Source organism: Amycolatopsis sp. NPDC043889 (genome assembly GCF_056435645.1).
Genome location: NZ_JBWKEC010000014.1, coordinates 72,708 through 99,532, shown reverse-complemented (window position 1 = coordinate 99,532; position 26,825 = coordinate 72,708). Strand labels below are relative to the sequence as shown.

Here is a 26,825-nt window from a genome sequence, read left to right as displayed (position 1 = left end):
GTCACTCCGAGATTCCCTCTTGGTGGTCTAGACCTTTGACGCCGAGAATGCGACGATCGAGCCAGCGCGTGACGTGCGTCACGCCCCCTGTCCCCTGGAGGCACCCGGTGAAGACCTTGAAAGCGCGGCTGGGCCGCGCCTTCGTCGGGGTGGCGCTGCTCGCCGGCGCCACCACCGCAGCCGCCCCCGTCGCCGACGCGGCCACTCCGCCACTGCAGGCGATTGTCCCGGTCCCGGTCTCGGTCCGTGCGGTCACCAGCTCCGACCACACCTTGACCACGAACACCAAGATCTACACCCAGGCCGGTTCGGCACAGGCCAAGGCCGTCGGCGACTACCTCGCCGGGATCCTCCGCACGTCCACCGGCTTCCCCCTGCCTGTCTCCGACGCGCCGTCGGGCACACCAGCCGACGGCATCTCGCTACTCCTGTCCGGCGCCGACTCTCGTGTCGGCGACCAGGGCTACCAGCTCAACTCGACGTCCGCTTCGGTCGTCCTGCGCGCTACGACACCGCAAGGTCTCTTCGGTGGCATACAGACACTGCGGCAGCTGCTGCCGGGCAAAATCGAAAGCTCCACGGTCCAGCAGGGGCCCTGGACGGTCCCGGGTGCCGACATCCTGGACTACCCGCGATTCGGCTACCGAGGCGCGATGCTCGACGTCGCCCGGCACTTCCATCCGGTCGCCACGGTCAAGCGGTACATCGACCAGCTGGCGCAGTACAAGATCAACAACCTGCACCTGCACCTCGCCGACGACCAGGGCTGGCGCATCCAGATCGACAGCTGGCCGCGGCTGACCACCTACGGCGGCAGCACCCAGGTCGGTGGTGGCGCCGGCGGCTACTACACCAAGGCGCAGTACACGGAGATCGTGAACTACGCGGCCTCGCGGTTCATCACGGTCATCCCGGAGATCGACATGCCCGGGCACACCAACGCCGCCCTGGCCTCGTACGCCGAGTTGAACTGCAACAACACCGCTCCCCCGCTGCGCACCGACACCGCCGTCGGCTACAGCTCGCTCTGCATCTCGAAAGAGATCACCTACACCTTCGTCAACGACGTCATCCGCGAGGTCGCCGCGCTGACGCCCGGGCCGTACTTCCACCTCGGCGGCGACGAGGCCCAGGCCACCAGCGACGCGGACTACCGCACGTTCATGAACCGGGTGCTGCCGATGGTGGCCGCCGCGGGCAAGCAGGTCGTCGGCTGGCACGAGATCGGCAAGGCCACCCTGCCCGCCACGGCGACTCCGCAGTTCTGGGGCACGACGACGTCCAGCACGGAGGTCACGAACGCCGTCGCCCGCGGCAGCAAGGTGATCCTGTCGCCGGCGAACAAGGCCTACCTGGACATGAAGTACAACTCCAGTACCCCGATCGGGCTCTCGTGGGTCGGCTACATCGAGGTCCAGGACGCCTACAGCTGGAATCCGGGCGCCTACCTCTCCGGCGTGCCCGAATCCGCCGTTCGCGGCGTCGAATCGCCGCTGTGGACCGAAACCGTGGTCACTCCGGCGAACATCGACTACCTCGCCTTCCCCCGGCTCCCCGCGCACGCCGAGCTCGGCTGGTCACCGTGGTCGACCCACGATTGGAACACCTTCCGGGTACGCCTCGGCGCTCAAGCCCCGCGGTGGCAGGCCCAGGGCCTCGACTACTACAAGTCGAGCCAGGTGCCCTGGGAAACCGGATCCGGAAACCCGGGCAACTGCTCACTCCCCGCCTGGGACCGTACTTCGGTCTACACCGGCGGAGCGACCGTCTCCCACAACGGGCACAAGTGGACGGCGCAGTGGTGGACGCAAGGCGAGGAACCCGGCGCAGGCGGCCAATGGGGTGTCTGGCGCGACAACGGCACCTGCTGATCCTTCCGTTGGTCCGCTCGGCCCTCTTCCCCTGGCCGGGCGGGCTACGGTGGCCCCATGGCCGCAGACCTCGAACTCGTCCGCACCCTTTCCTTGCGCGAAAACGGACTCGCGACCGTCTCGACGGTCCGCGCGGACGGCACCGTCCACTCCTCGGTGGTCAACGCCGGCGTCTTCGAAGACCCGGTCACCAAGACACCGGGAGTCGCCTTCGTGGCGATGGGCGGGGTGAAGAAACTCGACCTGTTCCGCCGGGCCGGCCACGCCACGGTCACCTTCCGGCGCGGCTGGGAGTGGGCGGCGGTCCAGGGAAGCACGCACCTGATCGGACCGGACGACCCGGACCCGGACTTCGACCCGGCAGGCCTCCCCCGGTTGCTGCGCGAGGTCTTCATCGCGGCGACGGGGACCCACGACGACTGGGACGAGTACGACCGCGTGATGGCCGCCGAACGCCGGGTCGCCGTCTTCGTCACGGCGAACCGCATCAGCGGGAATCGCTGACGCGCAAAAGGCCGCCCGGATCATGATCCGGGCGGCCTTTTGCCTGCCGTTACTGCTTCTTCTTGCCTGAGTCCTCTGTGGACAGCGCGGCGACGAAGGCTTCCTGCGGGACCTCGACCCGGCCGACGGTCTTCATCCGCTTCTTGCCTTCCTTCTGCTTTTCCAGCAGCTTGCGCTTACGCGAGATGTCACCGCCGTAGCACTTCGCGAGCACGTCCTTGCGAATCGCGCGAATGGTCTCGCGGGCGATGATGCGGGCGCCGATGGCGGCCTGGATCGGCACCTCGAAGTTCTGCCGCGGGATCAGCTCGCGAAGCCGGTTCACCATGCGGTTGCCGTAGTTGTAGGCGTCGTCCTTGTGCACGATCGCGGAGAACGCGTCGACGCCCTCGCCCTGAAGCAGGATGTCCACCTTGACCAGGTCCGCCGCCTGCGCGCCAGCCTCTTCATAGTCCAGCGACGCGTAACCGCGCGTCCGTGACTTCAGCGTGTCGAAGAAGTCGAAGATGATCTCGCCCAGCGGCAGGTTGTACCGCAGTTCGACCCGGTCCTCGGACAGGTAGTCCATGCCGAGCAGCGTGCCGCGCTTGTTCTGGCACAGCTCCATGATCGTGCCGATGAACTCCGACGGCGCCAGGATGCTCACCTTACTGACCGGTTCGAGCACCTTGTCGATCTTGTTACCGGTCGGCCAGTCCGACGGGTTGGTGACGTGGATCTCCTTGCCGTCGTCCAGCACCACGTCGTAGACGACGTTCGGCGCCGTGGAGATCAGATCGAGGCCGAACTCGCGCTCCAGCCGGTCGCGGGTGATCTCCAGGTGCAGCAGGCCCAGGAAGCCGCAGCGGAAGCCGAAGCCGAGCGCCACCGACGTCTCGGGCTCGTAGTCCAGCGCGGCGTCGTTGAGCTGGAGCTTGTCCAGGGCCTCGCGCAGGTCCGGGTAGTCCGAACCGTCCACCGGGTACAGGCCGGAGTAGACCATCGGCTTCGGCTCGCGGTAACCGGCGAGCGGCTCCTTCGCGCCCTGGCGTTCGGAGGTGACGGTGTCACCGACCTTCGACTGCCGGACGTCCTTCACCCCGGTGATGAGGTAACCCACCTCACCGACGCCCAGCCCTTTGCTCGCCTTGGGCTCCGGCGAGATGATCCCGACCTCGAGGAGTTCGTGGGTGGCGCCGGTGGACATCATCTTGATCCGCTCGCGCGGCGTGATCTTGCCGTCGACGACCCTGATGTAGGTCACGACGCCCCGGTAGGTGTCGTACACCGAGTCGAAGATCATCGCCCGTGCCGGGGCGTCGGCGTCACCCTGCGGCGCGGGCACCTGCTTCACCACCGCGTCGAGCAGGTCACCGACACCGACACCGGTCTTGGCGGACACGCGCAGCACGTCCGAGGGCTCGCAGCCGATGATGTGCGCGATCTCGGCGGCGTACTTGTCCGGATCCGCCGACGGCAGGTCGATCTTGTTGAGCACCGGGATGATCTGGAGGTTGTTCTCCAGCGCGAGGTACAGGTTGGCGAGCGTCTGCGCCTCGATCCCCTGCGCGGCGTCGACCAGCAGGACGGCGCCTTCACACGCCTCGAGCGCGCGAGAGACCTCGTAGGTGAAGTCGACGTGGCCCGGGGTGTCGATCATGTGCAGGACGTGGTCCTGCCCGTCGACCTTCCAGGGCAAGCGCACGTTCTGCGCCTTGATGGTGATGCCGCGTTCCCGCTCGATGTCCATTCGATCGAGGTACTGAGCCCGCATGGCCCGTTCCTCGACCACGCCGGTGAGCTGCAGCATCCGGTCGGCCAGGGTCGACTTGCCGTGGTCGATGTGCGCGATGATGCAGAAGTTCCGGATGAGCTCCGGGGGCGTGAAGGTCGTGTCGGCGAACGTCGTCAACGGGTTTCCTCGCGAAGGTCGGGGTGTGCCACCTCTATGGTCCCATGCCGCTCCGGGTGCGAGTGGGGGTCATCCCCGATGCGGCCCGTGATGAGCTGTGGTGCCCTCGAAGTATGAGTACTTCACTCTCCCAGATACTCGACCGGACGTTCGGCCATCCCCGGGGACTGCTCGGCCGGTTCGGCGGCCGAGCGATGGAGCACGGCAACGCCGCCACCGAACTTCGCGTCGTCGAGCTGGCGTCGATCGAGTCGGGCGAAACCGCCCTGGTCGTGGGCCCTGGCCCGGGCGTCGGGCTTGAGGCCACGGCCGAACGCGCGGGCCGCGCCATCGGCGTCGACCCCTCTCCGGAGATGCTCGCCCGCTCGCGCCGCCGCTGCGGCGACGAGGTGGAGCTACGGCACGGCACCGCGGACTCCACAGGCCAGCCGGACGAGAGCGTCGACGTGGTCCTGAGCGTCAACAACGTGCAGTTGTGGAGGGACCGGGCGGCCGGGTTCGCCGAACTGTTCCGCGTCTTGCGGCCCGGCGGGCGGCTGCTGCTGTCGGCGCACGAGAAGTGGCTGCCGGTGTCCCGGCACGAGCTGGCCGACGAAGTGACCGCCGCCGGCTTCACCGACCTGCAGACCTGGACCTGGGAACCGCCGGGCTTCGGTGCCTCGCTCGCCGCTCAGCTGCGCGCGATCAAGCCGCCGGCCTAGCGCGGATCAGTGCGCAACGGGTGCTCACGCGGCACCTCGACCAGCACGATCCTGGTGCCGTCCGGATCGGCGATCCACGCTTCGTCCAGACCCCAGGGTTCACGCCGCGCCCCGCGGACAGGCTCCAAACCCTTCTCCGCGAGTTCCTCGAGCGCCGCGGGCAGATCCCGCACTTGGAGCCACAACGCGACGTCCGGGGTCGGGCCGGTTTTCCCGGTACCGACGATCTCGATCGACCCGTTCCCGGCGAAGAACACCGTCCCGCCGGGGAACTCCTTGTCGATGGCCAGGCCCAGGGTGTCCCGATAGAACGCCGTCGACACGTCGAGGTCCTTCGGGTGGATCAGCACCCTGCTGCTCAGCACGTCCATGGCTCAATCCCTACCGGATGGGTTCAGGCCATCGCAATCGCGGTGATCCCCGCCAGCACCACCACCGACCCGGCCAGTCTGCGGACGGCGTTCGCCTCCCCCAGGACCAGCCAGGCGGCGAGGCCGCCCAGGACGATGCTCAGCTCCCTCGCCGGTGCGACGAGGCTCACCGGAGCGATCTGGAGGGCGTAGAGCACCAGCAGGTAGGCGGCCGGCGAGAGCACACCGACGACGAACACCTCACGCTTGTGTTCGCGCCAGAGCCACGAGATCTCTTCGCGGTCCTTCAGCGCGTACGGCGTCATGAGGAGGCTCTGCACGATCGCGCCGGTTCCGAAGTAGACGATCGGCGGGACCGCGAGGCCCGTGACCGAATGGGCGTCCCAAAGTGTGTAGGCGGCGATCGTGAGCCCGGTCAGCATTCCGTAGACCAGGCCTTTGCGGCGAGCGACACGATCGGCGGCGTCGGCATGCGCCGACGCCCGGCCGGTCCCGATCACCAGCACTCCGGCGACCACGAGGAACGCGCCCACCAGGCCGAGCACCCCCGGCCGCTCGCCGAGCAGTACGACGGCCGCGAGCACCGAGATCAGCGGCCCGGTACCGCGGGCGACGGGATAGACGACGGAAAGGTCGCCGACGGCGTAGCCCCGCTGGAGGACGATCCCGTAGGTGACGTGGAACACCGCCGTGACCACCGCGGCGAGCAGCCAGGTCCACTGTGGACGTTGCGGCTCCACGGCCAGCGAGACGGCCATGACGGGGACGAGCAGGATCGCGGAGAGGCTGTAGTAAGCCCAGACGAACCGGGCTCCGCCACGACGGATCCGCTTGGCCGCGAGGTTCCAGCCCGCGTGGATGACGGCGGCGATGACGACGAAAAACAGGGCGGTGGCGTTCACGACGGACCTTTCACGTTTTCCGCGCACGCGGAAAACACCGGTCCTCCAGGCTTTTGTCCCGTCAGATGAACGGCGGCGCTTCCGGCCCCGCCGATGGTGCCGCTCGGACCTGTCCCATCTGCCCTGATTGTGTGTTTCGCTGAACGGGCAGGCGGCGGAACCCTAGGCACTACGCTCCGCACCGTACCTCAAGCACCCGTCCCGAGGTGGCCGCGAGCCACCCCTGGACGGCTGTTAAGCTTGCCTTTCACCGTCGTGTGGCATTCCGTCATGGAGGAAACCCGCGCGCTCCCACGAGCACGCAGGGCCGGTCACAGCGCGGCGGTGAAACCACCGAGAGATTCAAGAGGAGCGCCCCCGTGGCCAACATCAAGTCGCAGATCAAGCGCATCACCACCAACGAGAAGGCGCGTCAGCGCAACCAGGCGATCCGGTCCTCGGTGAAGACCGCGATCCGCAAGTTCCGCGAGGCCGCCGACGCCGGCGACAAGGCCAAGGCCCTGGAGCTGCAGAAGGACGCGGCCAAGAAGCTGGACAAGGCCGTGACCAAGGGCGTTCTCCACGCCAACCAGGCCGCCAACAAGAAGTCCGCGCTGGCGAAGCGCGCGAACTCTCTCTGATCGGCTTTCGAAGGGCCCCGGCGACGCGCGTCGCCGGGGCCCTTCGCCGTGTTCAGCGGCTTGCGCCGTGGGCGGCGACGACCTCCAGGACGGCGCGCTCCAGCGCGTACTCCGGGTTGGCCGCGACCCCTTTGACCTCGGCGTTGAGCCGGGCGACCACCCGCATCGCGGTGGCGAGCCCGTCCTGGCCCCAGCCGCGGGCCTGCCCCTGGGCCTTGCGCACCTTCCACGGCGGCATCCCCAGCTCACCCGCCATCTGGTTCGGGTTCCCGCGACCGGCACCGGACACCCGCGCGATCGTCCGGACGGCGTCGGCGAGGGCGTCCGCGACCAGCACGTGCGGTACGCCCAGCTGCATCGCCCAGCGCAGCGACTCCAGCGCCGCCGCCTTGTCCCCGGCGACGGCCTTCTCCGCGACGGCGAACCCGTTCACGTCCGCACGGCCCCGGTGGTAGCGCCGGACCGCCTGCTCGTCGACCGTTCCGCCGGCGTCCGCGACCAGCTGGGTCGCCGCCGACGACAGTTCACGCAGATCCGAACCGACCGCGTCGATCAGCGCGAGCACGGCCGCACCGTCGATCTTCCCGCCGACCCGGCGGACCTCGTTGCGGACAAAGGATTCCCGCTCCGCGGGCTTGGTCAGTTTCGGGCACTCGACAACCTCCGCACCGGCCTTCTTCAAGGCAGCGGGAAGCCCCTTCGCGGCCTTGCTCCGGCCGCCTCCGCTGTGCACGACGACGAGCACGATGCCGTCGGCGGGGGCCTTGACGTAGGCCATCACCCCGTCGGCTAGCTCCTGCGAGATGTCGTGCGCGGACTCGAGGACGATCACCCGGCCTTCGGCGAACAGGGAGGGGCTGACCATCTCCGCGAGGGCTGGGACTGTGAGGTCCGACACCCGGATCCGGGTGAGATCCGCCGTCGGGTCGGCCGCCTTGGCCGCGTCCGAGGCGCTGCGGACCGCGCGTTCGATCAGCAGCTCTTCCTCACCGAGAACCAGGACCAGCGGCGATGGGGCGGAAGCTTGCGTCGTCACGGTGACGATCCTGCCACTCCTCCTCTCGTGTGCTTTGTCCGGTGATGTGTTGCGGGCACTGTGGCCCCACCTGAGCCTCATGTCGTACGGTGTTGGCGAGGCGACGCGATCATGCGCGTGCCGACAATCGAATACCGCTCATCCAGAGGGGCAGAGGGAACGGCCCGATGAAGCCCCGGCAACCGGCGTCAGCCTGTCATCCCGCGATCGCGGGGTAGCTGACGAACACGGTGCCAATTCCGGCCCGCCCACGGCGGGGCAGATGAGGAAAGGAACCTCGCGATGACCGCAACCCTCGGCACGACCTCCACCACCAAGACCCCGGATCTCGGACCGGCCGTCGAACTGGTGTCGAAGGAAGAGGGACACCGGCAGCCGCTCGCTCCCGAATTCGTTTCCGCCGAGGATTTCTCGCCGCTCGAAGTCGCCTACGACTTCGGCCGCGTGCGCCGCGAGGACATCGAAGCCGGACCGAAGAACATCTGGCGCTACAAGAAACTCCTTCCCGTTCCCTCGAATGTCGAAGAGATCCCCAACACCGAACCCGGCGCCACCCGGCTCATCCAGGCCGACAGGCTCGCGAAAGCCTTGGGTGTCAAGAAGGTCTGGGTCAAGGACGACACCGGCAACCCCACCCACTCCTTCAAGGACCGCGTGGTCGCCGTCGCTTTGGCGGCCGCGCGCGAGTTCGGGTTCGATGTGCTCGCCTGTCCCTCGACCGGCAACCTGGCCAACGCCGTCGCCGCCGCGGCGGCCCGTGCCGGCTGGCGGTCGGTCGTGCTGATCCCGAAGACCCTGGAACGCGCCAAGATCCTCACCACCGCCGTGTACGACGGTGACCTGATCGCGGTCGACGGCAACTACGACGACGTGAACCGGCTCGCCACCCAGCTCGCCGCCGAGCAGGAGAGCTGGGCGTTCGTCAACGTGAACGTCCGGCCCTACTACTCGGAAGGCTCCAAGACGCTGGCCTTCGAGGTCGCCGAACAGCTCGGCTGGCGACTTCCCTCCCAGATCGTGGTGCCGATCGCCTCCGGTTCCCAGCTCACCAAGGTGGACAAGGGTTTCCGCGAGTTCGGGCAGCTCGGCCTCGTCGACGAGACGCCGTACAAGGTGTTCGGCGCGCAGGCCACCGGCTGCTCCCCCGTCTCGGCGGCCTTCCGCGCGGGGCACGACGTCGTCCAACCGGTCAAGCCGGACACGATCGCCCGGTCGCTGGCGATCGGGAATCCGGCCGACGGCCCCTACGTCCTCGATGTGGTCAACCGCACCGGTGGCGCGATCGAAGACGTCACCGACGAAGAGGTCGTCGAGGGCATCCGGCTGCTCGCCCGCACCGAAGGCATCTTCACCGAGACCGCCGGCGGCGTCACCGTGGCGACGGCCAAGAAGCTCATCGAGACCGGCAAGCTCAACCCGGACGAGGAGATCGTCCTGCTGATCACCGGTGACGGCCTCAAGACCCTCGACGCCGTCGAGGACAAGATCGGCCCCAAGGCCACCGTCAGCGCCTCGGCCGACGCGGTGCGCGAGGCTCTGGGCATCTGAGTTCCCGTCGGCCCGCCTCAAGTACGAGGCGGGCCGCGGGGCTCACCCCGGCGTACCAGGGCGAGGCCTCGCGCGTCGGCGAGGACCGCGGTGTCGCCGTCCGTGTCCGTCCTGGCGACCGACGCGCCGACGGCGGCCAGATTGTCCAAAGTGGACTTGTTCGGATGCCCGTACGTGTTTCCGGCGCCGACGCTCACCAACGCCGCCCGCGGCGCGACGGCGTTGAGGAAATCCGGTGCCGTGTAACGGCTTCCGTGGTGCGGGACCTTCAGGATATCGGCACGCAGTTCTGCCCCCTCGGCCATCAGGTCGGCCTGCGCGGCGAGTTCGATGTCGCCCGTCAGGAGTACCCGGCCCGCCGGGGTCCCGGCGCGCAGGACGACGGAACCGTTGTTGATCACCGTGCCGTCCTGTTCGCGGACCGATCGACCGGTGACATACCGCGGCCCCAGTACATCCAGTGACAACCCCGGCCAGTCCAGCCGTTGCCCGATCTCCAGCTCCAGCAAGGGAATCCCGCGGCGCGCGGTCTCGTCCGCGACCTGCTGCCACGCCCAGGCGGGAGCCCGGCCGGGGCCGACGGCGACCGCCCCGACCGACCTGCCCTCGAAGACGGATTCGAGGCCGCCGATGTGGTCGGCGTGCAGATGACTCAGCACGATCAGCGGAACCCGGTCGACGCCGAGCCTGCTCAGGCATTCGTCGACCGGCCCCGGTTCCGGCCCGGTGTCGACCAGGACCGCCCGCCCTTGCTCGCCGGTGGCGAGGACGACGGCATCGCCCTGCCCGACGTCGCAGGCGACGGCACTCCACGATGCCGGCGGCCACGCCGGAGCCAGCACTCGCACCGGTACGAAGACGAGCAACCCGGCGGCCAGCGCGACCGCCAGGAGGATCCTGGCGTGCCGCAGCCGGATGGCGACGAGCAGGACGACAAGCAGTCCGGCCGCCAGAAGCCCGCCCCACCAGCCGTCCGGCCAGTCCAGGACCGCTCCCGGTGCGCGGGCGCCGTGGCGGGCCACGGTGATGAGCCAGCTCGCCTCGGGTTCGGTCAGGCGGACCAACAGCCTTCCCGCCGACGGCCACCACGGGCCGACGACGGTGGCGAGCACGCCGAACACGGTGGCCGGGGCGACCACCGGCGCGGCGAGCACGTTGGTCACCACCGAGACGAGACTGACCGATCCCACCATGCCCGCGATGACCGGCGTCGTCACCACGAACGCGGCCAGCGGGATGGTCAGCCCCTCGGCGTAGCCTGCCGGGACACCGCGTCCGACCAGCCATTCCGCCCACCTCGGCGCCAGCAGCACCAGGCCGGCCGTGGCCAGCACCGAAAGCGCGAACCCGAAGTCGGCGGCCATCGCGGGGTCGGCCACTACGAGCCCGGCCACCGCGAACGCCAGCGCGGGCAACGCCGAACCCCGGCGCCCCAGTGCCAGCGCCAGCAGCCCGACCGCCCCCATCACCCCGGCGCGGAGCACGCTGGGCGCGGGCCCGGCGAGGACCACGAACCCGGCGAGCCCCGCGGCGGCCGCGGCGGCGGAGGTCCGCGGCCCGACCCGGAGCACCCTCAGCAGGAGAAGGATCGAGCCGCAGACGATCGCCACGTTCCCACCGCTCACGGCCATCAGGTGGGACATGCCGGAGTCCGTGAACTCGCGTTCGACCCTCGGGGACAGTGTGCTCGTGTCCCCCACGACCAGCCCGGGCACGAGACCGGCCTGCTCCTCCGGGAGGACGGCGCACAGCTCCCGGAGCCCGGCGCGCAGCGATTCCGCGGCTCGCTGCCACCAAGGCGCCGGCCCGAGGGCCGACGGCGGGCCTCGCACCGAAAGGACCGCGACCGTCAGTTCAGCCCCCTTCGACGGCGCGAGCCGCCCTGAGGCGGTGACCTGCTGCCCGGGCAACAGGGCCGTCCACCCCTCGGCGGGAGCGAGCAGGAGGATCCGGCCGGCCGAATCCACCACGCGCTCACCCGTCACCGCGGTGTCCACCGTCGCGGCGATGACCACCAGGCGGGTGCCTGCCCGGCGATCGGCGTATCCGGCACCGCGGACCGGACGTGGCCGCTCGGTGACCACCACCCTCGTGGTGACGTCACTCCCCCGTGCGGCGGCGGCACGGAGGTCGTCGTGCTCGGCGGCCCGGATCCGCAGCGCCACCGGGCCGGCGGTGAGCACGCCGAGGACCGCCAGGGCACCCAGGCCCGCCACCCACCGGGACGCCGTCCGGCGGGCACGGACACCGGCGGCGATCGCGAGCACCACGGCGGCCGCACCGCAGAGCATCGTGATCCACCAGCCGCCCAACAGCCCGGAAAGAGTGCCGAGCCAGGCAGTCATCGCGGCCGGTATCAACCGCAAGTCCTGTCCTCGCCACGACGCGGTGTCCACTTCGGACGGATCGGCGGACGGGTTCATCCGACGGACACCACTTCCCGGAGCTTTCGATATTTGGATTCGCCGATCCCTTCTACGTCACGGAGTTGCTCGACGCTGGTGAACCCGCCGTGCCCGGACCGCCAGTCGACGATGCGTTTCGCCATCACCTCGCCGACCCCGGGCAGGGTGTCGAGTTGCTCGGCCGTGGCCGAGTTCAGGTCGAGCTTCCCCGGCGGTGCCGCCGTTCCGGCCGCGGCCGGAACGGGGACGCCGACGCCCACCTGCTCGCCGTCGGTCAGCCGCCGGGCCAGATTCACTCCGGTCAGATCCGTTCCGGGCTGTGCCCCACCGGCCGCCGTGAGGGCATCGGCGACCCGTGCGCCCGGAGGGACCGTGACCAGGCCGGGTTTGAGGACCCGGCCGACGACGCTGACCACCAGAGGCGCCTTCCCCGCCGCGGCGGGGACGTCTCCGGCGGCCTTCGCCGACGGCAGGGGAGGAGGGGTCTCCGCCCCCGGCCGGTGTCCGAACAAGGCGATCGCGCCGGTCACGATCACGGCCACCGCGATCAGCACGGCCACCACGACGAACCACCGCCGGCTCACCGGGATCCCGTCCGCCGTGAACCGGGTGGGCACCCAGCGGCGTACGAGCCTGCCCGCGGGCGGGCCCTGGGTGGGCGACGACAGCTGCGCTGCCAGCCACGCCAGCCTGGCGTTGACGGAGGGTCCCGATGGACGGGCGGTTTGGTCGAACACGTGACCGACGCTACGGAGCGGGAGCGGCGGGCGGCAGTGGTGAATCCCGAGGCTGTGGACAAGTGGGGTGTTGTGGACAACCAGGGCACGGCCGAGACCGGATCACCGGTTTCCGTCGGGGTCGTATGCGACGCTAGACGGTTTCCTCAGCCCGCTCGCTGGATCACGACGCCGAGCACGCCGGGGCCGGTGTGGGCCCCGATGACGGCGCCGATCTCCGAGACCACGCACCCGTCCGGGCAGTTGATGGATTCCTCGAGCCGGTTGGCCAGTTCGACGGCGCGCTCGGGCGAAGCGAGATGGTGGACGGCGATGTCGGCGAGCCCGCCTTCGGCCGCTTTCACGGCGAGTTCGACCAGCCGCGCCACCGCGCGATTCATCGTCCGCACCTTCTCCAACGGCTGGATCCGGCCGTCGGACATGTGGAGCACCGGTTTCACCGCGAGCGCCGTGCCGAGCAGGGCGGCCGCCGGACCGATCCGCCCGCCGCGACGCAGGTATTCGAGGGTTTCGACGGCGAACAGGGTCTCCGAGCGGCCCACCGCGTCGACCGCGGCGGCCTCCACCTCGGCGGGGTCGGCCCCGTCCGCGGCGGCACTCGCCGCGCACAGGGCGGCGAAGCCGAGTCCCATCGCGGTGCTGCGCGAATCGACCACGCGCACCTTGTCCGGCCCGACCTCCTGGGCCGCGAGCACCGCGGCCTCCCAGGTCCCGGACAACTCCCTGGACAGATGCACCGACACGACGGCGTCCGCACCCTCGGCCAGCGCCGCCCGGAACTCCTTGACGAATTCGGTGGGCGTCGGCCGGGACGTCGTCACCAGGCTGCGTTTGCCGAGTGCCTCGGCCAGAGCGGCGGGGCCCATTTCGACGCCGTCGAGGAAAACGACACCGTCCACGAGGACGTGCAGCGGGACCACCCGGATCCCGTTCCGTTCGGCGAAGCCTTCCGGCAGGTGGGCGGTGGAATCCGTGACTACGGCGACCGACACGGCAGTCAGCCTACGTTGCCGCGGAGCGGAGCACCGGGGCCATCAGGCGGGCCATTTCCGCGCCGACGGCGGCATGTCCCTCCCACCCCCAGTGCATCCCGTCCGGATTGCCCCGCCCGCTCAGCACGTGGTCGCCGACGACGGCTCCGAGATCCAGCAGCGGGACGTCCGCGCGCCGGCCCCAGTCGGCGATGGCCGCGGCGGCACCGGCGCGGGCGGTGTGGACGCGGCCGTACGAGTCGGATCGATGCACGGAGGGCAGCATGCCGAAGACCGGCAGCTCCGGTCGCAGCGTGCGCAAAGCTCCGACAGCGGTGTCGAGATACTGGACGGTGAGCTTCGACGGCAGGACCACCGGACGTCCTCGGAGGGCGATCGCGAGCCGCGGCTGAGCGGCCAGATACGCCTTGCGTACCACGCGCCGCAGCGGGTCGGGCCGAAGGTAGCGGAGGCCGGTGCGAAGGTAGGTGGGAAGCGGCGAGGGCAGGGTGTCCATGCTCCCGACGGCCAGTACGACGGCGTCGGCGTGATGGAGATCGGCCCAGACACGCGGATCACCGATCAACGACCACCAGGCGTCACGGGCGGTCCAGCCGAACCCGGCGACGAGGTCCACGCCACCGCCCCCGAGCGCGTCGGCGGCGATATTCGGCCACAGGCGCGCGTCGTCGGCGGCGAGCGGGCCGTCGGGGCCGTGGAAACTGAGGGAATCGCCGAACACCAGCAGGCGCGGGGCCATGGGATCAGCCGGTGATGCCCGCGTTGTAGGCGGCCAGCCGCCAGTTGCCGTCGCGTCTGGTCAGCTCGACCCAGTGACAGTTCGCGATCCCGCCCAGCGACGGCCAGGAGGCGACCGGCAGGCCGAGCAGTTTCGCGGTCAGCGCGATGATCAGACCGCCGTGCGTGGCCAGCAGTACCGCGTCGCCCGCGCCGGAATTGGGCTGGTCCAGGTCCGCGACGACCTCCAACGCCCGTTCGGCGACGTCGACCCGCGACTCACCACCGGGCGGCGCCCAGGTCGCGTCGACGCGCCAGCGTGCGCGTTCCCCGGGGTACGTCTCGTCGACCTGCTGGCCGGTGAAGCCCTGCCATTCACCCAGATGGGTTTCCCGGAGACGCTTGTCGATCCGCAGCGGGACGCCGATGGCCTCCGTGAGCACGGTGGCCGTGTCGGTGGCGCGGCGCAGATCCGAGGCGATCACCAGATCCGGAGAGAACCGGGCGAGCGCGGGCACGGCGAACCTGGCCTGGTTCCAGCCGACCGGGGTCAACGCGGAGTCCAGATGCCCCTGCATCCGGCCCGCCGCGTTGTAGTCGGTCTCGCCGTGGCGCCAGAGCACCAGCCGCCGCGGGCTCACGAGGCGCCTTGCGCGTCGGCGGGGTCCTCCTCGGCGGGTGTCTCCAGACCGGCGACCTCGATCCGCGGGCAGTCCTTCCAGAGCCGCTCGAGACCGTAGAAGGAGCGTTCCTCCTGGTGCTGGACGTGGATGACGACGTCGACGTAGTCCAGCAGGACCCAGCGGCCCTCACGGGCGCCCTCACGGCGGACGGGCTTGTGCCCGCCGAGCCGGAGCTGCTCCTCGACGTTGTCGACGATGGCGCCGACCTGGCGCTCGTTGGGCGCGGAGGCGATGACGAAGGCGTCGGTGATCACCAGCTGGTCGGACACGTCCAGCACGACCACGTCGCTCGCCTTCTTGTCCGCCGCCGCATGGGCGGCCGCTACGGCCAGCTCTCGTGCCTCGGACGTGGCTGTCACAGTTCTCCTCAAACAGATGGTTTTACTCGCGGGTGCGCCCGACGAGGGTACCCGGTGGGGAACCCCGGTCTTTGCGATAGAGGTCCTTTTTGGCGATGTAGCGCACCACACCGTCGGGGACGAGGTACCAGACGGGCTCCCCGCCTTCGACGCGCTCGCGGCACGCGGTGGACGAGATCGCCATCGCGGTCACCTCGACCAGGCTCACCTTCCCGCTCGGCAGATGCTGCGAATTGAGGCGGTAGCCGGGCCTGGTGACGCCGATGAAATGCGCCAGGTCGAACAGCTCGTCGGCGTTGCGCCAGGTGAGGATCTGTTCGAGCGCGTCCGCGCCGGTGATGAAGAACAGCTGGTCGTCCGGGTATTCGGCACGCAGGTCGCGCAGGGTGTCGACGGTGTAGGTCTGCCCGACGCGGTCGATGTCGACGCGGCTGACCGAGAACACGGGGTTGGACGCCGTCGCGATCACCGTCATCAGATAGCGGTCCTCGGCGCGGGTGACCACCCTGTCGGACTTCTGCCACGGCTGGCCGGTGGGCACGAAGATGACTTCGTCGAGCGCGAACCGCGCCTGGACCTCACTGGCCGCGACGAGGTGCCCGTGGTGAATGGGGTCGAACGTGCCGCCCATGACCCCGATCCTGCGTGGTGACATGGGTCGTGAGCCTATACAGCGCTCGAGGCTCCACGCTCGGGTCGCCGGACCCACCGACCGGCGGTGATCTGGATCACATTACAGTCCGTTCCATGGATGAACGGTCCGTTTCGAAGCCAAGTTGGGCGCGAAGCGCCTCCGTTGAGGGTGGCGGCGGGGGCATGGATGGACATGCCGATCGCGACTTCGTCGGTGGCATGGGGTAGAGGTGGGGACGTGGACACATCGACTCTCCGGGATCGCGCCGAGACCCTCCTCCAGTCGTTGGCGGGCGAGGGCGCCCGCCTGCGTGACGACCAGTGGACGGCCATCGAGGCGCTGGTCGCGCACCGCCGTCGCGCGCTCGTCGTGCAGCGCACCGGCTGGGGGAAGTCCGCGGTGTACTTCCTGGCCACCGCGTTGCTGCGGGAGCGCGGCAACGGCCCGACGGTGATCATCTCGCCGTTGCTCGCGCTGATGCGCAACCAGATCTCCGCGGCGGCGAGGGCGGGTATCCACGCGGCGACGATGAACTCCGCGAACCCGCAGGAGTGGGATCAGGTCCAGGCGGCGATCGCGGCAGGCGAGGTCGACGTCCTCCTGGTCAGCCCGGAGCGGCTCAACAACCCAGACTTCCGCGACACCGTCCTGCCGAAGCTGACCGCGACCGCCGGCCTGCTCGTGGTCGACGAGGCGCACTGCATCTCGGATTGGGGCCACGACTTCCGTCCGGACTACCGGCGGCTGCGGACACTGCTGAAGGACCTGCCCGAAGGTGTCCCGGTGCTCGCCACCACCGCGACCGCGAACGACCGCGTGGCGACCGACGTCGCCGAGCAGCTCGGCATCGGCAACGGGGGCGACACCCTCGTCCTGCGCGGCAGCTTGGACCGCGAAAGCCTGCATCTGTCGGTGGCCAAGCTGCCGACGTCGCAGGCCCGGCTCGCCTGGCTGGCCGAGCACCTGGCGGAGTTGCCGGGCTCCGGCATCATCTACACGCTCACCGTCGCCGCCGCGCACGACGTCGCGGGATTGCTGACCGAGCGCGGCTACCCGGTCGCCGCCTACACCGGGAAGACCGATCCGGCGGACCGGCAGGCAGCCGAAGACGATCTGCTGAACAACAACGTCAAGGCCTTGGTGGCCACTTCGGCACTGGGCATGGGGTTCGACAAGCCGGACCTGGGCTTCGTGGTCCATCTCGGCGCCCCGTCCTCGCCGATCGCGTACTACCAGCAGGTCGGCCGTGCCGGGCGTGGCGTCGACCGCGCCGAAGTGATCCTGCTGCCTGGCCACGAGGACAAGGACATCTGGGCGTACTTCGGTTCGCTGGCGTTTCCGGACGAACTCCGGGTGACCCAGGTGCTGAACGCGCTGGCGTACGCGGACCGTCCACTGTCGACACCGGCACTCGAACCGTTCGTGGAGCTCTCCCGTTCCCGGCTGGAGATGGTCCTGAAGGTGCTGGACGTCGACGGCGCCGTCCGCCGGGTGAAAGGCGGCTGGGAAGGCACCGGCGAAGACTGGCGCTACGACAAGGAACGCTACGCGCGAGTAAGCGCGGCGCGGACCAACGAGCAGAACGCCATGCTGGCGTACCTGGAGACCACCGGCTGCCGGATGGAGTTCCTCCGGAAGCAGCTCGACGATCCCGAAGCGACACCCTGCGGGCGCTGTGACAACTGCACCGGAAAGCATTGGGACACCACGATTTCCGACGACGTCGTCGACGCCACCCGGCAACGGCTGCGCCGTCCCGGGGTCGAGGTCGCGCCGCGGAAGATGTGGCCGACCGGGATGGCCGGGCTGGACGTTCCGCTTTCCGGGCGGCTGCCGGCGGGCGAGCAGGCCGAAACCGGCCAGGTCGTCGGCCGGGTGACCGACGTAGGCTGGGGCACGCGGCTGCGCGAACTCGTCGGCCCGGCCGCGGTGGACACCGAACTCCCCGACCCGGTCTTCCAAGCCTGTATCGAAGTGCTCAAGGGCTGGCAGTGGCCGGAGCGCCCGGTGGCAGTGGTGGAAGTGCCTTCCGCCACGCGACCTGAGCTGGTCCACAGCCTGGCGACGAAGCTGGCCTCGATCGGACGCCTGGAGTACCTGGGCGCCGTCGCCTCGGCGGGGCCGCCCCCGCGTCAGGCGAACAGCGCGCAACGGCTGGCCGATCTGTGGAAACGCCTCAGCCTCCCCGAGGACCTGTCGGTGCGAGTGGCCGCGACCGACGGCCCGATCCTGCTGGTCGACGACCTCATCGACACCGGATGGACGATGACGCTGTCCGCGCGCCTGCTCCGCCAGGCCGGAGCCCGTGCGGTGCTGCCGTTCGCTCTCGCCAGCACCTCGTAACCGAAGAGCCCCGATCCCGACATTCGACAAGTTCTTTCCCGCGCGGGGACTTTCTGGCAAGGTTCCGTCCACGCGCGAGTACGGAGGTGCCGATGGCGGACTCAACGACGGAGCGGCTGGGGCATCGGCTCCCGGTGAAGAAGTTGTTCGCCGCCAGTGTCGGCAACGCGCTGGAATGGTTCGACTGGACCATCTACGCGACCTTCAGCATCTACTTCGCCAGTGAGTTCTTCCCGAAGGGCAACGAAGCCCTGGCGTTGATCAACACCTTCGCCACCTACGCGTTGGCGTTCTTCTTCCGCCCGCTCGGCGGGATGTTGCTCGGCCGGTTCGCCGACGTCAGGGGCCGGAAGCCGGCGATGATCCTGACCATCGTGCTGATGGCGGGCGGCTCGGTGGCCATCGGTCTCCTGCCGACGTTCGACCAGGTCGGCTGGCTGGCCCCGATCCTGTTGCTGCTGGCCAGGGTGGCGCAAGGACTGTCGCTCGGCGGTGAGGTCTCCAACGCTTCGGCCTACCTCGGTGAGATCGCGCCGCCCGCCCGCCGCGGCCGGTACTCCGCCTTCTTCTACATCTCGACCGGTTCCGCCGTCCTGCTCGCCTCGATCCTCGGATTCGTGCTCGCGCGGACGATGTCCAAGGCGGACCTGACCGCGTACGGCTGGCGGATCCCGTTCCTGCTCGGCGGTGTTCTCGGCATCATCGGCCTGTGGCTCCGGCGCAGCCTCGCCGAGACCGAGATCTTCGAGGAGAAGAAGTCGACCGCGCGCCGGGTCGAGCGTCCGCTGCGCACCACCCTCCGCGAGCACCCGCGGGCCGTCGTGCAGCTCGTGGGCTTCTCGATGCTGTCGACCCTTTGCTACTACACGTTCTTCAGCGCCCTGACTTCCTTCGCGGTCAAGACCCGCAAGGCCGACGACGTCGACGTGTTCCTCGCGTTGTCGATCGCGACGGCTTTGTTCGTCGCGCTTCAATACCCGATGGGCGCCTTGTCGGATCGCTTCGGCCGCAAGCCACAGCTACTCGTCTGGGCGGCGGCGACCGCGATCCTCATCGTCCCGCTGTCCACTTTGGTCAGGCCGGGGCTGCCGGGCCTGCTGGTCGTGTTCTGCGTCGGGCTCTGCCTGTACTCGGCGATGACGTCGATCGCGCCCGCGATCATGAGCGAGCTGTTCCCCACCGAACTGCGCGGTCTTGGCATCGGCGCCTGGTACAACCTGACCGTCGCGTTGTTCGGCGGGACTGCTCCCCTGGTGCTCACCGCGCTGTCCGACGCGGGGTTGTCCACGCTGTTCTTCTGGTACGTGGCCGCCGGAGCGGTGATCGCGTTCTTCGTCATTCGCACCTTGCCGGAGACCAAGGGCAGCGACCTGCGCTGAAAACTCCGTCGCCGATGACGTGACGAGGTGGCTACCCTCGCGCTCCTACGACGAGCGCGAAGGAGGGACACCGTGTTGTTCGGCGATGTAAGCGAGGAATTGGCGCGACGCGTGGTGGATGCCCTTCGTCACGTCACCGACATCGAACCTCCGTCCGCACTGGTGCGGGTCTCCGCGCGGGACGGGATCGACTATCAGTGCGATCTCGCGATGAGCTTGGGCAAGCGACTCGGCAAGCCACCGAGGGAGATCGCCGCCGACATCGTGTCGCGGCTCGACGTCGCCGACCTCGCCGAACCACCCGAGGTCGCGGGGCCGGGCTTCCTGAACTTCACGCTGCGCTCGTCCTGGCTGGCGGAGCGGACGACCGCGCTCAACGGTGACCCACGGCTGGGCGTCGCGGTGACGCCGCGTCCACGGCGGATCGCCATCGACTACAGCAGTCCGAACGTGGCGAAGGAAATGCACGCCGGACACCTCCGGTCGACCGTCATCGGTGACGCGATCACGCGGCTGGCGCGGTTCGCCGGGCATGAGGTCATCCCGCACAACCACCTCGGCGACTGGGGTACGCCGTTCGGCATGCTGATCGAGCATCTGCTCGACGAGCGCCCGTCTGGTCCTTACACGATCGGCGATCTCAACGGCTTTTACCGGGCCGCCCGGACGAAGTTCGAAAGCGGCGACGACTTCGCGGCCCGGTCTCGGAATCGTGTGGTGCTCCTGCAAAGCGGTGACGATGAGACTTTGTCGCTGTGGCGGCGTCTGGTCGACGAGTCGACACGGCATTTCACTCAGGTCTACGAACTCCTCGGCATCGACCTGACCGATGAGGACATCTACGGCGAGAGCTTCTACAACCCGTTTCTCGCCGCCGTCGTGGACGACCTGACCGCCGCCGGGCTGACCGAGATCAGCGATGGCGCGGTCTGCGTCTTTCCCGACGGTTTCCGTAACCGGGAAGGCGATCCGCTGCCGCTCATCGTGCGGAAGCGGGACGGTGGATACGGCTACGCGGCCACCGATCTCGCGACCTTGCGGTACTGGACGGAACAACGTGGGGTGACCGACCTGCTCTACGTCGTCGGAGCGCCGCAAGCGCAGCACTTCGCGATGGTGTTCGCCGTGTGCCGGGCCGCCGGCTGGCTCCGTGACGACCATCGGGCCGAGCACATCGGGTTCGGTTCGGTGCTCGGTGAAGACGGGCGTGCCATGAAGACCCGGGCGGGCGAGTCGGTCCGTCTTTCCGACCTGCTCACCGAGGCGGTCTCCCACGCCGCCGAAGTGATCGATGGCCGGGGCGACCTCTCCCCCGGCGTGCGGGAAGAGGTCGCCGAGGCGATCGGGATCGGCGCGCTCAAGTACGCCGATCTTTCCGGCGATCGCGAGCGTGACTACGTCTTCTCCTGGGACCGGATGCTCTCCCATGACGGAAACACGTCGGTCTACCTGCAGTACGCCAACGCACGGATCCGTTCCGTGCTGGCGAAGGCGGGCCAGGACCTCACCGGCGCGCGGATCCTGCTCGGCCATCCCGCGGAACGAGCGCTGGCACTCGCGCTGGCCCGCTTTCCCGAGGCGGTCGGCGCGGCGACCGCCGGGCATCTCCCCCACAAGCTGTGCACCTACCTGTACGAAACCGCGGTCGTTTTCTCGCGGTTCTACGTACAGTGCCCGGTACTGGACGCGGAAGGTCCCGGCGTCCGCGACTCGCGTCTACTGCTGGCCGAGCTCACTTCGAAGACGCTGACACTGGGTTTGTCCCTGCTCGGCATCTCGACCCCTGCCCGGCTATGAGTCGCCGTGGTCGCTGAAGACCTTGCGCTTCAACGGAGGGACCGCCTGGAAGAAGCGGAACATTCCTCGCGCCATAGTGCGGCCCGCCCGGTTCTCCGACACGAACTGGCGGGCGCTGCGTTCCGAGTCGCGCACCGCCGCGAAACCGTAGTCCCGCATCCGCTGCTCGTAGTCGGCGACCGCGGAGCGCACCGCGCCGGTCTTCCGTGCTTCGACGAGATTGCGGCACAACAGCTGCGCGTCCCGGAGGGCGGTGTTCGCCCCGATGCCGCGGAACGGGGTCATGCTGTGGATCGCGTCGCCGATCAGGGTGACGTTGCTCGTCGGCCACGGATCGACGGGTTTCGAAGTGAAGATCGGCAGCCGGGACACCGACCCCTCGGGCGAGCCGGCGACCAGCTCCTTGAACGCGGGGGCCCAGTCGTCGATCAGGTCCAGCACCAGGGACCGCAGAGCGGACCCGGACAATGACGACAGGCCGTCCGGATAGCGTCGGCGGTCCGCGGCGAACGCCCACATGACGTAACTCGAGGTGTTGTCGAACAGGACGGGGTCGTACTCGGCAGTCTCGTCGTCGACAGACAGGGCGCCGCTCAGCTCGTGCGGCGCGCTGAACAGCCCCGCGTCAGCGAGATCGCCGTGAAAGCGGGCGTGAACAAGCAGCTGATCTCGTACTACTTCGGCGGCAAGGAAGGGCTGTACAACGCGCTGACCGCGACGATGTACGACGACTACGTCGCGGCCGCCGACCACGAGAAACCGTTCGCGGAGGTCGTCCGGTTCTTCGCCCAGTCGGGAGTCCGGGATCACGACCTCGCCAAGCTGTTCCTCTGGGAGAACCTGACCGACGGCGCCCCCGACGCGGTCGGCGTCGAGGGCCAGCGCGGGTTCCTCCAGCGGCAGGTGGAGTACGTACGGGCCCGGCAGGCCGCGGGCGACTTCCCTGCCGACCTCGACCCCGGCTTCCTGCTGGTGATCTTCATGGCCGCGTCCAGTGCCGCGCTGGCGCTGCCTCGCGTCGTACGCGCGGTCTCCGGGCAGGACCCCGCGTCGGCCGAGTTCGCCGAGGCCTACGGCGAACAGCTGGCGCGCCTCGTCGGCCACCTCGCCGATCAGGGGAAGCGGTAGCAAAGGTCCCCCGCTGTCGCTTGAACCTTTCGGGCCCCCGCCGGACTAGAGAGGGCACGAAGAAGAGGGGGTGGCCGGTGGGACAAGCGAGAGACGCCGACTTCAGCGAGTACTTCGCGGCCCGCGTGCAGCGGTTCCGGCGGCTGGCGTTCGGCATGTGCGGCGACTGGCACGGCGCCGAGGACCTGGTGCAGGCCACGTTCGTCCAGTTGTACCGGCGATGGCGGCGGGTGCGACCGGACACCGTCGACGCCTACGCGCGCCGGATCCTGCTCAACCTCTTCCTCGGCCGGAAGCGAAAACACGGCCGGGAACTGGTGACCTCGACGCCTCCGGACCGGGCCGCCCCCTCGGGCTACGACAGCCACGATCGGATCGATCTCGAGCGGGTGCTCAGCGGCCTGACGCCGCGCCAGCGCGCGATGGTCGTTCTCCGCTTCCTCGAGGACCTCTCGGTCGCCGAAGTGGCTTCGCTGCTCGGTGTCGCCGAAGGCACGGTAAAGAGCCAGACCGCCCGTGGGATCGAAGCACTGCGCGCCGTCCTGCCCTCCCCGACGAGCAAGGAGTAGTCATGGAAGACCAGGACGTCCGCTCCGCGCTGAAGGAGTACGTGACCGAGGCCGAGCCGCCCGTCGGGCTCACCGGCGACGGCGTGCTCGCCGCGGGCCGCCGGTCACGACGGCGCCGTCTGACGACAGTGGTCGCGTCAGTCGCCTTGGCCGCGGCGGGATTTCCGGCTGGAACCGCGATCATCGCGCTTCCCGACCGGAACGAGCCGGCCGCGGCTTCACCCTGCGGCTCGAAGTCGACTGAGGAAACGACCGAAGCGGCGAAGGCCCGGCTTTCCTGCGTGCTCGAAGCGACGGTCCGGGCCCGGGTCACTCTCGGCTCGGACACCCCGTTCGACCTGAAGGCCATCCCGATCGGCAAGGGGAACGGCTACCGCCTGGTGTATCCGGTTCGCGACGGCTCGCTGTCCGTGACCGTGCTGCCCAACAACGGAACGCTGCTCTCCACGGGGGTGGCCTGTCGCAGACTGGATCCAGTCCCGGCCACCTGCTCGGCGAGCCTGATCGACGGCGGGACCCTGATCGAGACGACGACCGGAGAGAAGGACGGTCACCTCTCCTACGGGGCGGCCTATCAAACCGAGACGGCGATCGTGGAGGTCTCCACCGACGGCGGCGACAACGCGCGGCCGCCGCTGAGCGAGGCGCAGGTTCGCGAAATCGCCCTGACCCCGGGCCTGGTGCCCTAACGGCGCAGCGGGACGAGGTCGTCCGCGTGGACGACCTCACGGCGCTGTTCCGCGGGGAGGTCGTGGCTGGAGCGGCCGATGAGGTCGGGCAGTTCGCCCGCGTCGAAGGCCACGACCCCGCGCGCCACGGTCCGCTGTCGAAGATCGACCAGGTCGACGACGTCGCCGGCTTGGAAGTCCCCGTCGACGCCGGTGATCCCGGCGGCCAGCAACGAGCGGCGGCGGCGGACGACGGCCGCGACCGCGCCGTCGTCGAGGTGCAGTTTCCCGGACGCGCCCGCGGCGTAGCCCAGCCAGAACCGGCGGGCCGACAGCCGGGAGTCCGCGGCGGCGAAAGCCGTGCCGACCTCGGCGGTGGTCAGGGCGCGCGCTGCCTCGGAAGCGGCGGCGAGCAGGACTGGGATTCCAGCGCCGGCGGCGGTACGAGCGGCTGCGAGCTTCGAGACCATGCCGCCGGTGCCGAGCCCGGAGCTCGATATGCCGACGGTGATTCCGTCCACATCGGACTCCCCTGCGACCTCGGCGATCTTGCGGGTCGCTCCGTCACGGGGATCCCCGTCGTACAGACCGTCCACATCGGACAGCAGGACGAGCGCGTCGGCGCCGATCAGGTGAGCCACCAGCGCGGCCAGCCGGTCGTTGTCGCCGAAGCGGATCTCTTCGGTGGCCACGGTGTCGTTCTCGTTGACCACGGGAACCGCGCCGAGGGCCAGCAGCCGGGTGAACGTGTTCTGCGCGTTGCGGTAGTGCGCACGGCGAACAACGTCGTCCGAAGTCAGCAGAACCTGGCCCACGGTCAGGGAAAAGCGGCCGAACGACTCGGCGTAGGCGTGCGCCAGCGCGAGCTGCCCGACACTGGCCGCGGCCTGCTGGGTGGCGAGGTCACGCGGCCGTTTGCCGAGCGAGAGCGGCGCGAGTCCCGCGCCGATCGCGCCCGAGGACACCAGCACGATCTGCGTGCCGCGGGAGACCCGGTCGGCGATCGCGTCCACCAGAGCGTCCAGCCTGGTCACGTCGAGACCGTCGCCGGCGGTGGTCAGCGCTGAGGAACCGACCTTGACGACCACCCGCTTCGCGTCGGCGATCGCCACCCGGGTTGAGCTCACTCGTCGTCCATCTCGTCTTCGTCTTCGATGCCGTCCGGACCGTCACGACGGATCCGGCGGGCTTCCTTGCGCTCGGCGGCACCGATCCGGCTGGTGTTCTCCAGCCGCACGTCCGTACCCCGGCCCGACAGGTGCACCGCGACCCCGGCCGGGGTCGACGGCTCCCACTCGAACTGGACGTCGCCGATGGTGACGGGGCTGCCGGGTACGGCGCCCTTGCGTGCCAGCACTTCCTCGACACCCAGCCGGTTGAGCCGGTCCGCGAGGTACCCCACGGCTTCGTCGTTGCCGAAGTTGGTCTGCCGGATCCACCGTTCCGGTCGGGAGCCGCGGATGATGAACGCGCCTTCCTCCTCCGGGTCGAGCTCGACGGTGAAGCCGGCGTCGTCGACGGCCATCGGCCGGAGCACGACCTTCGCCGGCTCGGGGGCGGGCTGGTCGGCGCGGTACTTCTCGACGACGGCGGCGAGCGCGTAGGTCAGTTCCTTCAGGCCCTGCCGCGACGCAGTGGAGATCTCGAACACGCTGAGCCCGCGGGCTTCCAGTTCCGGGCGCACGAACTCGGCGAGTTCGGCGGCGTCCGGGATGTCGATCTTGTTCAGCACCACCACACGCGGCCGGTCGGCGAGGTCGCCGCCGAGGCTCGGGGTATAGCGGGCGAGCTCCTCTTCGAGGGCGTCGATGTCGGACAGCGGGTCGCGCCCAGGCTCGAAGGTCGCACAGTCGACGACGTGCACCAGCACCGCGCAGCGTTCGATGTGGCGCAGGAAGTCGAGGCCGAGGCCCTTGCCCTCGCTCGCGCCGGGGATCAGCCCAGGGACGTCGGCCATGGTGAACACGGTCGAGCCGGCGGTGATCACGCCGAGGTTCGGCACCAGCGTGGTGAACGGGTAGTCGGCGATCTTCGGCTTGGCGGCCGACAGCACCGAGATCAGCGACGACTTGCCCGCGGACGGGAAGCCGAGGAGACCGACGTCGGCGACGGAGCGCAGCTCCAGAACGAGGTCGCGGGACTCTCCCGGCTCGCCCAGCAGCGCGAATCCGGGTGCCCGGCGGGCCTTGGAGGCCAGCGCGGCGTTGCCGAGACCGCCACGGCCGCCCTGCGCGGCGACGAAGGTGGTGCCGGGGCCGACCAGGTCGGCCAGGATCTCGCCGTCCTCGGTCATCACGACGGTGCCGGACGGGACGCGCATCTCCAGCGTCTCCCCCGCCGCACCGGCGCGGTTGCCGCCCTGGCCCAGCTTGCCGTTGCCGGCTCGGGCGTGCGGGCGGAAATGGAAGTCGAGCAGCGTGTGGACGTTCGGGTCGACGACCAGCAGCACGTCGCCGCCGTTGCCGCCGTTGCCGCCGTCCGGGCCGCCGAGGGGCTTGAACTTCTCGCGGTGCACCGAGGCGCAGCCGTTCCCACCGTCGCCGGCGGCCAGATGGATCACCGCTCGGTCCACGAACCGGGACGCCATGACTTGCCTCTATTCACTCTCGAGAAAAAGGGGGATACATAAAACAAACGAGGGGTGGGCCCGGATATTCCGGCCCACCCCTCGTCAGAGGTTCTAACTCGAAGCCGGAACTCAGGCTTCGGTCGGCACGATGTTGACCGTCTTGCGGCCACGCTTCTCGCCGAACTGGACCGCACCGGCGGCCAGCGCGAACAGCGTGTCGTCGCCGCCACGGCCGACGTTCACGCCGGGGTGGAACTTGGTGCCACGCTGGCGGATCAAGATCTCGCCCGCGTTGACTTCCTGACCGCCGTAACGCTTGACGCCCAGTCGCTGCGCGTTCGAATCGCGACCGTTGCGGGAGCTGGACGCACCCTTCTTGTGAGCCATGGCTCAATCCTCTT

26 protein-coding genes and 1 riboswitch are annotated in these 26,825 nt (G+C 69.5%); of the genes, 11 read left to right on the top strand and 15 right to left on the bottom strand.

The window, feature by feature from the left end; translation table 11 throughout:
* Positions 1-107: 107 nt before the first annotated feature.
* Positions 108-1,871: a family 20 glycosylhydrolase gene (locus AC0685_RS24630; protein ID WP_478227680.1), complete on the top strand. Its 1,764-nt coding sequence runs from the start codon at positions 108-110 to the stop codon at positions 1,869-1,871.
* Between the two features lie 57 nt (positions 1,872-1,928).
* On the top strand, positions 1,929-2,375 hold the full coding sequence (locus AC0685_RS24625) for a pyridoxamine 5'-phosphate oxidase family protein (protein ID WP_478227679.1): 447 nt from the start codon (positions 1,929-1,931) through the stop codon (positions 2,373-2,375).
* Positions 2,376-2,424: 49 nt separating this feature from the next.
* Here AC0685_RS24625 and lepA read toward each other — a convergent pair whose 3' ends face one another.
* Positions 2,425-4,266: a translation elongation factor 4 gene (gene lepA, locus AC0685_RS24620; RefSeq protein WP_034316306.1), complete on the bottom strand. Its 1,842-nt coding sequence runs from the start codon at positions 4,264-4,266 to the stop codon at positions 2,425-2,427.
* A 113-nt stretch (positions 4,267-4,379) separates the two neighbouring features.
* Here lepA and AC0685_RS24615 point away from each other — a divergent pair, with 113 nt between their 5' ends.
* Complete coding sequence (locus AC0685_RS24615) at positions 4,380-4,967, top strand: class I SAM-dependent methyltransferase (protein WP_478227678.1); 588 nt, start codon at positions 4,380-4,382, stop codon at positions 4,965-4,967.
* On the opposite strand, the gene AC0685_RS24610 is transcribed toward AC0685_RS24615, so the two are convergent.
* Both AC0685_RS24610 and AC0685_RS24605 read right to left on the bottom strand, forming a co-directional pair.
* Positions 4,964-5,338 carry a VOC family protein gene (locus AC0685_RS24610; RefSeq protein ID WP_007034800.1) on the bottom strand — a complete coding sequence of 125 codons (375 nt, stop codon included), beginning with the start codon at positions 5,336-5,338 and terminating at the stop codon, positions 4,964-4,966. The genes AC0685_RS24615 and AC0685_RS24610 overlap by 4 nt on opposite strands.
* Positions 5,339-5,361: 23 nt before the next feature.
* On the bottom strand, positions 5,362-6,240 hold the full coding sequence (locus AC0685_RS24605; RefSeq protein WP_478227677.1) for an EamA family transporter: 879 nt from the start codon (positions 6,238-6,240) through the stop codon (positions 5,362-5,364).
* Between the two features lie 359 nt (positions 6,241-6,599).
* On the opposite strand from AC0685_RS24605, the gene rpsT reads away from it, so the two are divergent.
* The gene (gene rpsT / locus AC0685_RS24600) at positions 6,600-6,860 is read left to right on the top strand and encodes a 30S ribosomal protein S20 (RefSeq protein ID WP_007034798.1); all 261 of its coding nucleotides are present in this window, start codon (positions 6,600-6,602) and stop codon (positions 6,858-6,860) included.
* Between the two features lie 52 nt (positions 6,861-6,912).
* Here rpsT and holA read toward each other — a convergent pair whose 3' ends face one another.
* Positions 6,913-7,896, bottom strand: coding sequence for a DNA polymerase III subunit delta (gene holA, locus AC0685_RS24595; RefSeq protein WP_478227676.1), 984 nt, complete (start codon positions 7,894-7,896; stop codon positions 6,913-6,915).
* A gap of 135 nt (positions 7,897-8,031) precedes the next feature.
* Positions 8,032-8,165: riboswitch (SAM riboswitch) on the top strand.
* A gap of 13 nt (positions 8,166-8,178) precedes the next feature.
* On the opposite strand from holA, the gene thrC reads away from it, so the two are divergent.
* A complete protein-coding gene (thrC, locus tag AC0685_RS24590) occupies positions 8,179-9,444 on the top strand; it encodes a threonine synthase (protein ID WP_005158594.1) in 1,266 nt (421 codons plus the stop codon).
* Positions 9,445-9,461: 17 nt separating this feature from the next.
* Here thrC and AC0685_RS24585 read toward each other — a convergent pair whose 3' ends face one another.
* From AC0685_RS24585 to nadD, 7 genes are all read right to left on the bottom strand, one after another.
* Positions 9,462-11,867 (bottom strand): ComEC/Rec2 family competence protein, encoded by a 2,406-nt coding sequence (locus AC0685_RS24585; protein WP_478227675.1) that lies wholly within the window; start codon positions 11,865-11,867, stop codon positions 9,462-9,464.
* Complete coding sequence (locus AC0685_RS24580; protein ID WP_478227674.1) at positions 11,864-12,586, bottom strand: ComEA family DNA-binding protein; 723 nt, start codon at positions 12,584-12,586, stop codon at positions 11,864-11,866. Before AC0685_RS24580 ends, AC0685_RS24585 begins: the two co-directional genes overlap by 4 nt.
* 146 nt (positions 12,587-12,732) lie before the next feature.
* Positions 12,733-13,578 (bottom strand): DegV family protein, encoded by an 846-nt coding sequence (locus AC0685_RS24575; RefSeq protein WP_478227673.1) that lies wholly within the window; start codon positions 13,576-13,578, stop codon positions 12,733-12,735.
* Positions 13,579-13,588: 10 nt separating this feature from the next.
* Entirely contained in the window at positions 13,589-14,317 is a 729-nt protein-coding gene (octT, locus tag AC0685_RS24570; RefSeq protein WP_478227672.1) for a diglucosylglycerate octanoyltransferase, read from the bottom strand.
* 4 nt (positions 14,318-14,321) lie between these two features.
* On the bottom strand, positions 14,322-14,936 hold the full coding sequence (locus AC0685_RS24565) for a histidine phosphatase family protein (protein ID WP_340685488.1): 615 nt from the start codon (positions 14,934-14,936) through the stop codon (positions 14,322-14,324).
* Positions 14,933-15,337: a ribosome silencing factor gene (gene rsfS, locus AC0685_RS24560; protein WP_016332398.1), complete on the bottom strand. Its 405-nt coding sequence runs from the start codon at positions 15,335-15,337 to the stop codon at positions 14,933-14,935. Before rsfS ends, AC0685_RS24565 begins: the two co-directional genes overlap by 4 nt.
* A 22-nt stretch (positions 15,338-15,359) precedes the next feature.
* Positions 15,360-15,992, bottom strand: a complete 633-nt coding sequence (gene nadD / locus AC0685_RS24555) for a nicotinate-nucleotide adenylyltransferase (protein WP_478227671.1) — start codon at positions 15,990-15,992, stop codon at positions 15,360-15,362.
* A gap of 216 nt (positions 15,993-16,208) precedes the next feature.
* On the opposite strand from nadD, the gene AC0685_RS24550 reads away from it, so the two are divergent.
* The 3 genes from AC0685_RS24550 (at position 16,209) to argS (ending at position 21,490) form a co-directional block, all read left to right on the top strand.
* On the top strand, positions 16,209-18,314 hold the full coding sequence (locus tag AC0685_RS24550; protein WP_478227670.1) for a RecQ family ATP-dependent DNA helicase: 2,106 nt from the start codon (positions 16,209-16,211) through the stop codon (positions 18,312-18,314).
* A 92-nt stretch (positions 18,315-18,406) separates the two neighbouring features.
* Positions 18,407-19,693 (top strand): MFS transporter, encoded by a 1,287-nt coding sequence (locus tag AC0685_RS24545; RefSeq protein ID WP_478227669.1) that lies wholly within the window; start codon positions 18,407-18,409, stop codon positions 19,691-19,693.
* A 72-nt stretch (positions 19,694-19,765) separates the two neighbouring features.
* Positions 19,766-21,490 carry an arginine--tRNA ligase gene (argS, locus tag AC0685_RS24540; protein WP_478227668.1) on the top strand — a complete coding sequence of 575 codons (1,725 nt, stop codon included), beginning with the start codon at positions 19,766-19,768 and terminating at the stop codon, positions 21,488-21,490.
* Here the strand turns inward: argS and AC0685_RS24535 are convergent.
* On the bottom strand, positions 21,485-22,009 hold the full coding sequence (locus AC0685_RS24535) for an FAD-dependent oxidoreductase (protein WP_478227667.1): 525 nt from the start codon (positions 22,007-22,009) through the stop codon (positions 21,485-21,487). The genes argS and AC0685_RS24535 overlap by 6 nt on opposite strands.
* A gap of 81 nt (positions 22,010-22,090) precedes the next feature.
* Here AC0685_RS24535 and AC0685_RS24530 point away from each other — a divergent pair, with 81 nt between their 5' ends.
* From AC0685_RS24530 to AC0685_RS24520, 3 genes are all read left to right on the top strand, one after another.
* Positions 22,091-22,618, top strand: coding sequence for a TetR/AcrR family transcriptional regulator (locus AC0685_RS24530; protein ID WP_478227666.1), 528 nt, complete (start codon positions 22,091-22,093; stop codon positions 22,616-22,618).
* 77 nt (positions 22,619-22,695) lie between these two features.
* Positions 22,696-23,187, top strand: coding sequence for a SigE family RNA polymerase sigma factor (locus tag AC0685_RS24525; RefSeq protein WP_478227665.1), 492 nt, complete (start codon positions 22,696-22,698; stop codon positions 23,185-23,187).
* Positions 23,188-23,189: 2 nt separating this feature from the next.
* Positions 23,190-23,876 carry a hypothetical protein gene (locus AC0685_RS24520; protein ID WP_478227664.1) on the top strand — a complete coding sequence of 229 codons (687 nt, stop codon included), beginning with the start codon at positions 23,190-23,192 and terminating at the stop codon, positions 23,874-23,876.
* Here AC0685_RS24520 and proB read toward each other — a convergent pair.
* The 3 genes from proB to rpmA form a co-directional block, all read right to left on the bottom strand.
* Positions 23,873-24,982, bottom strand: a complete 1,110-nt coding sequence (proB, locus tag AC0685_RS24515) for a glutamate 5-kinase (RefSeq protein WP_478227663.1) — start codon at positions 24,980-24,982, stop codon at positions 23,873-23,875. The two genes, AC0685_RS24520 and proB, sit on opposite strands and share 4 nt — an antisense overlap.
* Positions 24,979-26,442, bottom strand: coding sequence for a GTPase ObgE (obgE, locus tag AC0685_RS24510; RefSeq protein WP_340685497.1), 1,464 nt, complete (start codon positions 26,440-26,442; stop codon positions 24,979-24,981). The genes proB and obgE overlap by 4 nt, the downstream gene beginning before the upstream one ends.
* Positions 26,443-26,553: 111 nt before the next feature.
* Positions 26,554-26,811, bottom strand: a complete 258-nt coding sequence (rpmA, locus tag AC0685_RS24505) for a 50S ribosomal protein L27 (protein ID WP_007034782.1) — start codon at positions 26,809-26,811, stop codon at positions 26,554-26,556.
* Positions 26,812-26,825 lie beyond the last annotated feature (14 nt).